Annotated in this window: 9 protein-coding genes; 4 read left to right on the top strand and 5 right to left on the bottom strand. The window is 67.0% G+C overall.

Features of this window, described 5'->3' with window-relative positions:
* Positions 1–134: 134 nt before the first annotated feature.
* The 4 genes from V7787_RS50695 to V7787_RS50680 all read left to right on the top strand — a co-directional run bounded on the left by V7787_RS50695 (position 135) and on the right by V7787_RS50680 (position 3359).
* On the top strand, positions 135–1508 hold the full coding sequence (locus V7787_RS50695; RefSeq protein WP_336095105.1) for an MBL fold metallo-hydrolase: 1374 nt from the start codon (positions 135–137) through the stop codon (positions 1506–1508).
* A gap of 30 nt (positions 1509–1538) precedes the next feature.
* Complete coding sequence (locus tag V7787_RS50690; protein WP_336095104.1) at positions 1539–1988, top strand: type II secretion system protein GspG; 450 nt, start codon at positions 1539–1541, stop codon at positions 1986–1988.
* Positions 1989–2002: 14 nt separating this feature from the next.
* On the top strand, positions 2003–2410 hold the full coding sequence (locus tag V7787_RS50685; RefSeq protein WP_336095103.1) for a type II secretion system protein GspG: 408 nt from the start codon (positions 2003–2005) through the stop codon (positions 2408–2410).
* 115 nt (positions 2411–2525) lie between these two features.
* On the top strand, positions 2526–3359 hold the full coding sequence (locus V7787_RS50680) for an AraC family transcriptional regulator (RefSeq protein WP_336095102.1): 834 nt from the start codon (positions 2526–2528) through the stop codon (positions 3357–3359).
* A 4-nt stretch (positions 3360–3363) separates the two neighbouring features.
* Here V7787_RS50680 and V7787_RS50675 read toward each other — a convergent pair whose 3' ends face one another.
* The 5 genes from V7787_RS50675 to V7787_RS50655 form a co-directional block, all read right to left on the bottom strand.
* Positions 3364–3957, bottom strand: a complete 594-nt coding sequence (locus tag V7787_RS50675) for a LysE family translocator (RefSeq protein ID WP_336095101.1) — start codon at positions 3955–3957, stop codon at positions 3364–3366.
* Positions 3958–4139: 182 nt separating this feature from the next.
* Positions 4140–6893: a TonB-dependent receptor gene (locus V7787_RS50670; protein WP_336095100.1), complete on the bottom strand. Its 2754-nt coding sequence runs from the start codon at positions 6891–6893 to the stop codon at positions 4140–4142.
* Between the two features lie 132 nt (positions 6894–7025).
* Complete coding sequence (locus V7787_RS50665; protein WP_336095099.1) at positions 7026–7931, bottom strand: helix-turn-helix domain-containing protein; 906 nt, start codon at positions 7929–7931, stop codon at positions 7026–7028.
* A gap of 291 nt (positions 7932–8222) precedes the next feature.
* Complete coding sequence (locus V7787_RS50660) at positions 8223–9980, bottom strand: ATP-binding protein (protein ID WP_336095098.1); 1758 nt, start codon at positions 9978–9980, stop codon at positions 8223–8225.
* On the bottom strand, positions 9977–10714 hold the full coding sequence (locus V7787_RS50655; protein WP_336095097.1) for a response regulator: 738 nt from the start codon (positions 10712–10714) through the stop codon (positions 9977–9979). The genes V7787_RS50660 and V7787_RS50655 overlap by 4 nt, the downstream gene beginning before the upstream one ends.
* Positions 10715–11028: the final 314 nt, after the last annotated feature.

Genomic DNA, 11028 nt, shown 5'->3' with positions numbered 1-11028 from the left:
AAACGGCGCCACCGCGCGACTGCGAGGTCCATTGCCGTAGACAGACCCGACGCCTAGCTTCTCCCCCGCATGCTAACTTCGGCCCCGGATCGCGGCCCGAACCGGGCCGACGTCATTGAGGAGCGGATCGAATCATGCGCGTTCATTTCCACGGCGCCGCCGGCGAGGTCACCGGTTCCCTGCACGAAGTCGAGGCCGCCGGCCATCGCATCCTGCTCGACTGCGGCATGATCCAGGGCAGCCCCGAAGCCGAGCGGCGCAACGCCGATCCGTTCGCGTTCGACGCCGCCGGCCTGGACGCGCTGGTCATCAGCCACGCCCATATCGACCACATCGGCCGGGTGCCGCTGCTGGTCAAGCGCGGCTTCCGCGGCGCCATCCACGCGCAGCAAGCCACCGCCGACTTGATGCGGATCATGCTGCTGGATTCGGCCTCCATCGCCGAAAGCGAAGCCGAGCGCGACAACCGCAAGCGCCCGCACGGCCAGGCCGAATCGGTGCCGCTGTACACCCGCGAGGACGTCGAGGCGACGATGCAACGGGTACAGGCGCTGCCCTACGACAGCCGCCGCGAAATCCTGCCGGGGGTGGAGATCGCGTTCCGCGAGGCCGGGCACATCCTCGGTTCCTCGGCGGTGGAGGTGTATGCCGAGCAGCGCAAGCTGGTGTTCTCCGGCGATCTGGGCCCCAAGGGCACGCCGATCCTGCGCGACCCCGCGCCGATCGACCGCGCCGATCTGGTGCTGATGGAATCCACCTACGGCGACCGCCTGCACAAGGACCGCGCCGAAACCATCCTCGAACTCGGGCGCATTCTGGAAACCGCCTGGAACGACGGCGGCAACGTGCTGATTCCGGCGTTCGCGGTCGGCCGCAGCCAGGAGCTGCTGTATTGGCTGGCCAAGTATTGGGACGAATGGAACGTCGGCCGCTGGAAAATTTTCCTCGACAGCCCGATGGCGGCCAAGGTGGTCGCGGTCTACGACCGCCACACCGATTTGTTCGACGAAGACGCGGTGCGGGTGTGGAAGGAAAAACCCAACCCGTTCAATCTGCCCAACCTGCATCTGACCGAATCGGCGCAGGACTCGATGGCGATCAACCAGATCGAACGCGGCGCCATCGTCATCGCCGGTTCCGGCATGGCCAACGCCGGCCGCATCCTGCACCACTTCAAGCACAACCTGGGCAAGCCGCAGACGCATGTGGTGTTTGTCGGCTATCAAGCCGAAGGCACCATCGGCCGGCGCCTGGTCGAAGGCGCGCAGTGGGTGCGCATCCACGGCCGCGACGTGCGCGCGCAAGCGCAGCGCCACACCATCGGCGGGCTGTCGGCGCATACCGATCAGAACGGGTTGATCGAATGGTATGGGCAGATCGCCGGCCATCCGCCGCTGGCGCTGGTGCATGGCGAGGACAAGGCGCGCGAGGCCTTGGCTGGGGAGATCGGCGAGCGGTTCGGCTTGAAGGTGGAACTGGCGCGGCCTGGGATGACGTTGACGGTGTAGACCCGCGCGGCCGAGGGACGGTGCGAGTGCATGGACAGCCCCACTAAACGCAGTCGTTGGATCAGACGCGCGGCGATCGCCGGTGCGATGGCGGTCGCCATTGCGTTCGCGCTCGGCTGGCTGCTGCCGAGATTTTTCGGCGGATGCGACTATCCCAACCGTCCCGCGATGACCCGGGCCATCATCAGTATTCTCGGGAGCAAGGTAGAAGCCTTCCGTCAGGACAACGGCCGCTTGCCGGCGAGCCTGGAGGAACTGACCCATCCAAGCCGCTTCGGCCCTTACGCGAACGCGAATGAGCTGGTCGATGGCTGGGAGCGGCCGTTCTACTATCGGGTCGAGCCCGATGGCCGGCAGTTCATTGTGTTCTCGCTGGGCAAGGACGGCCGTTTGGGCGGTGAGGGCGATGCCGGGGACCTGCAGTCCGAAGCGATCGCGAACGCGGTTGCGGGCGTCGCGAAAATTCCGACCGGGCGCTAGGAGGGCGCACTGCGATGAAGTTGAAGATCGTCGCGGCTGTGTTGGCCGCTCTCGTTTTGGCGGTGTCGATGCATGTGGCATGGAGGGTGCTGATGCCGGACCCGTATCACCACAGCGCGCATCAACGGACCAGTTTTGATCTGCGCTATTTGGCGCACAAGATCGAGATCTACCGCCAGGACACCGGTTGTCCGCCGCGCAGGCTGGAGGCACTGACGCTGCCGATCCCGGCCGATTTGGGGCCGTATGCGAAACCCGAAGAGCTCCGGGACGGCTGGGGGCGGTCGTACTACTACCGTCGTCGCGAGGACTGCAAAGGTTTTCTCCTGTTCTCGCTCGGAAAGGATGGCCAGACCGGCGGCGACGACCAAGATGCGGATATCACCTATGAAGGCGGGCGGGCGCAGGACATTCGCTACTGATCCAAGCGAACGGGCCGAATCGCCCGGTTGCCGATAACCTAGTGTGCGCACTTGATCCGCCCGCCCACCGACCCCAGGCCCTTACCCTGGACGCAACGCCCGCGGCGCAACCCTGATGAGCGAATCCCCTCCCGACCGGCCTTCGACCTTCTGGCGCGACCCGCGCCTGCCGTTCGTGGAAGCGCGCCAGGTCGACGACGGCCGCCGGGTCTGCTACGACAAGCACACCCACGAGACCTATTCGATCGGCGCGATCACCGGCGGACGCAGCCATTACCTCAACGGCGCGCGCCGCTGGACGGTCCAGCGCGGCGCGGTGGTGGCGATGAACCCGGGCGAGGTGCATGCCTGCAATCCGCTCGCCGATGAGCCGTGGGCGTATCGGATGCTGTACGTCGACGCGGCGTGGCTGGCCGATCTGCAACGTCCGCAAGGCCACAGCCGCGGGCGCGAGTTGCAAGCCTTGCCGATGGCGCTCAGCGAGGAACCGGCTCTGTACGCCGGTTTGAATCGCCTGTATCGGACGCTGACCGATCCGGCGGCCGAGCTGTTGCGCAAACAGACCGTCGCGATCGAGTTCTTCGCCGATCTGTTGCACCGTCAACCGGGCGCGACGATTACCAGCGCGCAGGCCCACGCCGCCGACCCGCGCCTGCAACGCGCGCTCGACTACATCGCCGCGCATTACCGCGACGCGGTGCGGATCGAGGATCTTTGCGCCGCCACCGGCCTGTCGTCCTCGTACCTGATCCGCGCGTTCCGCTCGCGCTACGGCATGACCCCGCACCGTTATCTGATCGACCGCCGCATCCGCGCCGGCCGCGAGCTGCTGCGCCGCGGCGAAAGCATCGCCGACGCCGCGGCCGCCACCGGCTTCGCCGATCAGGCGCATTTCCAGCGCGAGTTCAAACGCCGCGTCGCGGCCACGCCCGGACAGTACCGGGCCTAGCGGCTCAACCGATCAGCAACCAGATCGCGCTGGCCGCCAGCAGCGCCGCCATCGAACGGTTGAACCAGCGCATCCGCCGCGGATCGCGCAAGCGCCCGCTCAACGCCGCGCCGGCATAGGCCCAGGCGCCGACCGAGACGAAGCAGATCGCGAAATAGATCGCCACGAACCAGCCGATCCGGGCGAGGTCGCCGTCGGCGGCGTACACGCCGATGCCGGCGACCGCGGCCATCCAGGCTTTCGGGTTGAGCCACTGCATGATCGCGCCGCTCAACAGCGACGGCGCGCGCTGGGCTTGCTGGAGATCGATGCGGCCGTCGTCGCGGGCCAGTTTCCACGCCATGAACAGCAGGTACGCCACGCCGGTCCACTGGATGAGGCGGGCGATCCACGGCGCGCGGACCAACAGTTCGTGCAGGCCCAATCCGACCAGCAGCAACAGCAGGCAGAAGCCGGCGGTCGCGCCGGCGACGTGGGCCGCGCTCGCGCGCAGGCCGTGGCGTGCGCCCGCGCTGAGGGCGACGACGTTGACCGGGCCGGGGGTGATCGAGGCGGCCAGGGCGAAGGCGGCCATCGACAGGTACACACTGAGTTGCATCGCATTCGCTCGCGTTGATTGCGAGCGATGCTGCCCGGCGCGGCCGGCGCTGTATTGAACAAAACTGCCGCGGCGCCGGAAACGAAAAAACCGGCCCGGCGGGGGACATCGCCGGGTCGGTGCGCGCAGCGCGCGTCGGTCGGGGGAATCGGCCGGCGAAGCATCGCCGGCCGGCCGAGGGCTCAGAAGCGCTGACGGTACTGCAGGTAGTAGAAACGTCCCGGCACGTCGTACTGCGGATCGAATTGGTTGTACGGCGCGGTCAGCGCCAGCGGCGGTTCCTTGGCGAAGACGTTGTTGGAACCCACCGCCACGGTCGCGTTCCACGGCGTGTTGTAGCGGAACTGCACGTCGTGATACGTGGTCGCCGGCAAGCGGTTGGTCAGCTCCTTCGGATTGGAGCAGTACTGGGCGTAGGCCTGCGGGCATTCTTCCTCCAGCCCGGACATGTAGCGCATGCCCCAGGTCGCGCCGAAATCGCCGTAGGTCCAATCCAGGTTGAGGTTGGAGCGGATGCGCCAGTACGGATCGCGGTCGCCGCCGAAGTACCGGCCCAGACGCTTCTCGGCTTCCGAATCCTTGGTCGCCTTGAAGTCCCAACGCGCGGTGTAGGTGGTGTCCCAGGAGATGGCGAACTTGCCCCAACGGGTTTCGGGCAGACGGTAATGCATCGTCATGTCGTAGCCTTCGACCTCGTACTGCGCCGCGTTCATCGGCCGCAGATCCATATCGGTGATGATGCCCGGGCTGCCCGGATAGCTCATGTCGCGTTTGAACAGCTTGCAATAGATCGCTTGCTCGGCGGCGGTGCCGGTGTAGCACTTGTCGAGGATGAAGCGCACGGTCGGCGTGGTGATCGCGTCCTTGATCTTGATCCGGTACCAATCCACCGAGATGTCGAAGCCCGGCAACCAACTGGGGTTGTAGACGAAACCCAGGGTGGTGCTGGTCGAGGTTTCCGGCATCAGGTCGGGGTTGGAGCCGAAGGTGAAGGGTTCGCGGGTTTGCCGCGACGAGCCCGATCCGGGTTGTTCGAACGAGGCCGGCAGGCCCTCGGCCAGGCACTTGGCGTTGATCGCGGCGTTGGAGCGGCGGCCGGAATGGCGCGAGCACGGGTCGGCATAGCTTTCGAAACTGTCGGCGTCGCCGCGATACAGCGCGATGATGTCCGGGGCGCGGAAGCCTTCGGCCCAGTTGCCGCGGATCATCAGGTCGTCGAAGGGTTTCCAGCGGAAGCCGAACTTGCTGTTGAGGGTGCTGCCGAAGGTGTCGTAATCGGAGCGGCGCGTGGCCAGCGAGAAATCCAGCAGCTTGGCGAACGGCAGATCCTTGAGCACCGGGACCGACAATTCCAGATACAGATCGTCGAGCGAGTAGCTGCCCTTGGTCGGCTTGGTGCCGTTGCCGGTGCTCTGGCCGGAGGCGATGAAGGCGTCGGGATCGAACTGGCCGCTTTCGCTGCGCCGCTCATAACCGGCGGCGAAGCTCAACGGGCCGGCCGGCAGGTCGAACAGATCGCCGGTGACGTTCAAGGTGTAGCTCTTGGACTCCAGCTTGGTCGAATCGTGGGCGGTGAAGGAGATGTAATCCAGCGCTTGCTTGCTGATCGAACCGATCGGGCCGAGCGGATTGATAGGCACGCAGCCTTGAATGATCGCGCTGGGCGTGCCGCAGCGGGCCACGCCGCCGGCGTCGATGAAGGACGGGCCCATCGCGTTGTTGATGGCTTGCTTGTTGAACAGGCCGTAGGTCAGCGAGTTTTCGTCGGTGCGGTCGTAGCGATAGCCCACGTCCCAGTTGAACTGGCGCTCGCCGACATCGAACACGCCTTCGAAGCCGCCGTAGAAGTGGAAGGTCTTGACGTCCTGATTGAACGAGCGCCCGCCGGATTCGACGTAGCGGCGCGAGGTGGTCAGATCGCGCGGATTGGCGGTGCCCTTGGTCGGGTTGTAGATGCTGTCCTTGCTGAGCTTGTAGCCCGACACCGGCATCGCCGCCAGCAGCTGTTCGGAGGTGCGCTGGTTGTAGAGGAACTCGCTGCGGAAGGTGACCTTGTCGGTGATGTCGTACAGGCCCTGGGCGAAGATGCCGGTGCGTTCCTGCGGGGTCAGCATGTAGTTGTCGGGCGCGGTGTTGTAGCCGTGCACGTCGCTGTTGAACGGGACGAACTGGCCGTTCGGGCCGAGGATGTAGGTCTTGTTGTCCTTGGGGTCGACGAACGAGCCGGGCACGCCGACCGGGCTTTGGCCGCCGAAGAACGGCGGGCCGCCGGCGGAGATCTTGCGCGCGCCGGCCATGACTTCGTCTTCCTTGACGTAGGACGCGCCGAGCAGCAGCGAGCCGCGGTCGTTGCGCACGCCCAGGGTGAAGTCGTAGGCCTCGCGGCCGCCGTCGCCCTGGCCGAACTGGCCGATGTAGGCGCTGGCCTCGGCGCCTTCGTAATTGCTGCGGGTTACGATGTTGACCACGCCGGCGATGGCGTCGGAGCCGTAGATGGTCGAGGCGCCGTCCTTGAGCACTTCCACCCGTTCGATGATCGCCGAGGGAATCGTGTTCAGATCCACCGAGCCGTCCAGCTGCGTGCTCCAGCGGCGACCGTTCAACAGCACCAGCGTGCGCTTGGCGCCCAGGTTGCGCAGGCTGATCGAGGCCGAGCCGTCGCCGCCGTTGTTGAAGGTGCGGTTGAGCGCGGCGCCGTTGGTGGAAATGCGTTGCAGCACGTCGGCGATCGAGGTCAGGCCTTGCTTCTGGATTTCCTCGCGGCTCAGGGTGAACACCGGCTGCGAGGTTTCCAGATCGGCGCGCTTGATGCGCGAGCCGACCACCTCGACCCGGTCCAGGGTGGTGGCTTGTTTGTTGCCGCCTCCGGTCTGCTCGCTCTGAGCGTGCGAGGGTGCGCTGACCACGGCCAGCGCCAAGGCGATATGCGCCGGCAAAACGGCTCGGAAAATAAATGGTTTGGGTGGGTACGACGTCATCTAGCGGTTCCCCTTCGTTGTTATGTGTGCGTTAAAACGCACACGCAAACTAAGGCGGTCGGGGGCGCGGACGGGTAGGAATTACCGGCGCTAGACTTGCGCGATCTTGGCGTGTGGATTGATCCGGTATTGACTGGCGGTGCAGCCCATCCGCGCGCGGAAGGTGCGGGCGAAGCTGCACGGCGAATCGAAACCGCAGGCGTGGCTGATCTCGCCGATCGACAGCGCGCTGGCGGTCAACAGGTCGCAGGCGTGTTCGATCCGCAAGGCCACGCTGGTGGATTGCACGGTGTCGCCGTAGACGGCCTTGAAGGTCTTGGAGATCCACCACGGCGAGAAGCTGGTCAGATCCGCCAGTTCGGCCATCGGCACCAGCCGGTCGATGTTGCCGCGCAGGAACAGACGCATGCGTTGCAGCCGCGCGAACACCTGCCGTTGCCGCGCCACCCGCCGGCCCGGGCAATGGCGCAGCTTCAGCGCCAGATCGCTCTGGGTGTCGCGCACGCCCGCGAGCAAGCGGCGGAACGCGCGCTGACGCTCGAAGCGGTCGTTGGCGGCGAACAAGGTCGCGGCGCATTGCCGCCACAGCCGCGCCAGGGTCAGGCGTTCGCTGCGGCTGAGTTGGCCTTCGCCCGGCAACAAGGCGATGCGCCAATGCCGTTCGATGTCGGCCAGCAGGGCCGGATCGGCGCTGAAGCCGATCAACACGCCGCGGCGGTCGGTGCCGATGCTCGGCGCGCTTTCGCGTTCCAGCGCGAACCACTGGCCCGGCTTGAGCACGAAGTGGCCTTCCTTGCTTTCGATATAGGAACGCCCACGCAACTGCAGCCAGTACGAGGCCGACTGCGCGGACGGACGCACGCAGTTGAATCCGCGCTCCAGATACAGGCGGAAACCGTCGGCATCGACGGGCGTGTCGTCGGGTTCGGGATAGTGGCCGATGTCGCCGCCGTCGTGGCCGGTGTAGGCGTTGTAACGAAGTTGTTCGCTTTGCATGGTCGCGCCCCTGATGGGTACTGGTGCATGCGCGGACCGCGTGACGGCTCACGGCCGCGTTGGCGTTCCGCTCCGGCGCCGGGGCGTTGCCGCGACGCATCGCCAAGACGGCGCGCGCATCGCCACGGCGAAGGTTTCGCCGATGGATCGCGGCACGGTCTTGCGATGCGATCGAGTTTGGCTATGCGCGCCTGCGCCACGTTTCGAACCTGTTCGAACGTTCGCGCTTGCGTTCATGCGGCGTACGGGCAAACCGTTCGCGCGCGGAGTCGACAGGCGATGCGGGTTGAGTCAGGCCGGAACCGGCAGATCGATCTCGACCCGCAAGCCGCCGCTGGCCGCGGCGGCGAGTTGCACTTCGCCGCCGTGGCCGCGCACAACGCCGCGCGCGATCGACAAGCCCAGGCCCGAGCCGGCGGCGTGACGGCCGCGGGTGTGGTTGAGGCGCTGGAACGGCGTGAACGCCAGTTCATGGTGCTCCGGCGCGATGCCGGGGCCGTCGTCGTCGATGGTGATCCGCAGCGCGGTATCGGCCAGGCTCAGCGACACCCGCACCCGGTCGCCGTAGCGGCAACCGTTGTCGATCAGATTGGCCAAGGCGCGCCGCATCGCGATCGGCTGGCAGGGCAGGTAGGCGTGATCGGGCCCTTGGTAATCGGCGTCGCCGCCGCGATCGGCGATGTCGTCGCACAGGCTGATCAGCAAGGCGGCGATGTCCACGCTCTGATGCGGCTCCATGCTGGCGTCTTCGCCGGCGAAGGCCAGGAAACCGGCGATCATGGTTTCCATCTGCGAGATGTCGGCCAGCAATTGCTCGCGCGGCGAGTCCTCGACGTATTCGGCGACCAGGCGCATGCGCGTGAGCGGGGTGCGCAGGTCGTGCGAGATCGCCGCCAGTTGCTCGGTGCGATCGTCGACGAAGCGCTTGAGCCGCACCTGCATCTCGTTGAACTTCTGCGCGATGGCCGCGTATTCGGGGATCGACATCGCCGCGATCGGGGTCGGTTCGCGTTCGCGGCCCAGGCGTTCGGCGGCCATCGACAACTGGGTCAGCGGCTGGACGAAACTGCGCGCGGTGCGGATCGACAGCATCGCCACCGCCACCAGCAGCAAGATCACCCCCGACAGTTTCAGCAACTGCCGCAGCCATACCGGATTGGGTTTGCCGGGGCTGGCGATCAGCCACTGGCCGTCGGCCAGTTCCAGCGCCACCGAAATCCTCGGCACCGCCGGATCCACATGCAGGTTCTCCAGGAAATCCGCGCCCAGGTGCGGCGCGGCCAGTTGGGTGAGCACCGATTGCATCGCCGGCGGCGCGCGCACATGGGTCAGCGGCGGCGACATCGGCGCGGTCCGCATCAGCGGCGTCGTCGGCACCGCGGCCGGCAGGCCTTCGATGTTGGCGGGCAAGGTCGCGGTGTCGAGGATGACGGTCTGCGAGTAGTCGCGCGCGGCGACCGACTCGTCCGGCGCGGGATGGGTCGCGGAAAACGCCGGTTCGAACCGCCCGACCACGGTGCCGGCCGGAATCGCCGGCAAGGTGTGGGCGACGTAATAACCGCCGGTCGAACGCGCGGCGGCCACCGACAGGATTTCGCCGCGTTCCGCGCCGGGCGTGGGCACCACCACGGTGACCTGGCGCAGGCGCCGGCCCGGCCCGGCCGGCAGGAAGTTCATCGACACCGCGTAGGCGCCGTTGGGTTGTTCGGTGCGTTCGGCCAGGCGCTTGCGCATGGTGTCGATCAGCCCGGCCAGCGGCAAGGCGTCGCGGCGCTCGTCGATGCGCAGCAGGGCGAAGTCGATCCGGCGCGAACTGGCGGCCTTGCGCACCGTCTCCTCGCGCTGTTCCGGCGGCAGCGCGGCCACCGCCACGCTCAGGCTCATGGCTTCCTGCAGCAGCGATTGTTCGTCGACCAGGGTCGGGCCGGTCGAGCGCAGGGCCATGCCGATGGCCAGATCCAGCAGCAAGGTCATGGCCATGGTCAGCAACACCACGAACACGATGCGCGGCGCCAGACGGACTTTCGACAGCCCCAGATCGGCCTTCATGCGCCGGGCTCGGCGTTGCTCACCGTCACGTCGGCGGCGAAGAAATAGCCTTCGTTGCGCAGGGTCTTGATCAGGCTGGGACGCTGCGGCGCGGTCTCGATCTTGCGGCGCAGGCGGCTGATCTGCACGTCGATGCTGCGATCGAACGGACTGAGCGCGCGGCCGCGGGCCAGATCGATCAACTGATCGCGCGACAGCGCCCGCTGCGGATGCTCCAGAAACGCCAGCAGCAGATCGAACTCGCCGCTGGTCAGCTCGGTCAGCGCGCCTTGCGGCGACAGCAGGGTGCGGTGGCGCGCATTGAGCTTCCAGCCCATGAAGCTGTACTCCGCGCCGCGCGCGGCGCCGCGCCATTCGACATCGACCCGGCGCAGCAGCGCGCGGATCCGCGCCAGCAACTCGCGCGGGTTGAACGGCTTGGCGATGTAGTCGTCGGCGCCCAGCTCCAGTCCGACCACCCGATCGGTATCGCTGTTGACCGAGGTCAGCAGGATCACCGGCACGTCGCTGGTCGCGCGCAGCTTGCGGCACAGGGTGAAGCCGTCGTCGCCGGGCAGCATCACGTCCAGCAACACCACGCTGACCGGGCCGGCGGCCAGGCGTTCGGCCATGCGCGCGCCGTTGCCGGCCTCGATCACGCGCAGGCCGTTGTCGCCGAGGAACCGCGCCAGCATGGCGCGCATCATGTCGTCGTCGTCGACGACCAGAACGGTGGGCGGCGCAGGATGGGCCATTTCGGAATCCGTACGTAGGTCTTCAGGCTAAACGAAGGCGGTGCCGGCCTTTCGCGCTTGTAACACACTGAAACAAAACGACAGCCCCGCGACATCGCCCGCGTGGCGGCGGTGCCTAGGATCGAGCTATCCCATCGGTGTGGATCGGCATGTCCTCTTCATGGCAGGCGTTGTGCAAGACCGAGCGCGATTGCGGCGCCGATGTCCGCGCCGCGCCGGTGCTCGCCGCGCAGGTTCCGTCCCCGCCGATCCCCGTCGGTCCGCCGGCGCGGCCCGCTGGTGGCCCGCTGGATCGCACCGAAGCGCTGAATGAA

It is taken from the genome of Pseudomonas sp. CGJS7 (assembly GCF_036961695.1).
Note: the sequence above shows the minus strand (reverse complement) of the source record. Positions and strands in the feature narration are given on the sequence as shown.

Excerpts from the sequence above, each read along its gene's own strand:
- V7787_RS50695 (WP_336095105.1), top strand. The coding sequence starts at position 135 with ATGCGCGTTCATTTCCACGGCGCCGCCGGCGAGGTCACCGGTTCCCTG.
- V7787_RS50690 (WP_336095104.1), top strand. The coding sequence starts at position 1,539 with ATGGACAGCCCCACTAAACGCAGTCGTTGGATCAGACGCGCGGCGATC.
- V7787_RS50685 (WP_336095103.1), top strand. The coding sequence starts at position 2,003 with ATGAAGTTGAAGATCGTCGCGGCTGTGTTGGCCGCTCTCGTTTTGGCG.
- V7787_RS50680 (WP_336095102.1), top strand. The coding sequence starts at position 2,526 with ATGAGCGAATCCCCTCCCGACCGGCCTTCGACCTTCTGGCGCGACCCG.
- V7787_RS50675 (WP_336095101.1), bottom strand. The coding sequence starts at position 3,957 with ATGCAACTCAGTGTGTACCTGTCGATGGCCGCCTTCGCCCTGGCCGCC.
- V7787_RS50665 (WP_336095099.1), bottom strand. The coding sequence starts at position 7,931 with ATGCAAAGCGAACAACTTCGTTACAACGCCTACACCGGCCACGACGGC.
- V7787_RS50660 (WP_336095098.1), bottom strand. The coding sequence starts at position 9,980 with ATGAAGGCCGATCTGGGGCTGTCGAAAGTCCGTCTGGCGCCGCGCATC.
- V7787_RS50655 (WP_336095097.1), bottom strand. The coding sequence starts at position 10,714 with ATGGCCCATCCTGCGCCGCCCACCGTTCTGGTCGTCGACGACGACGAC.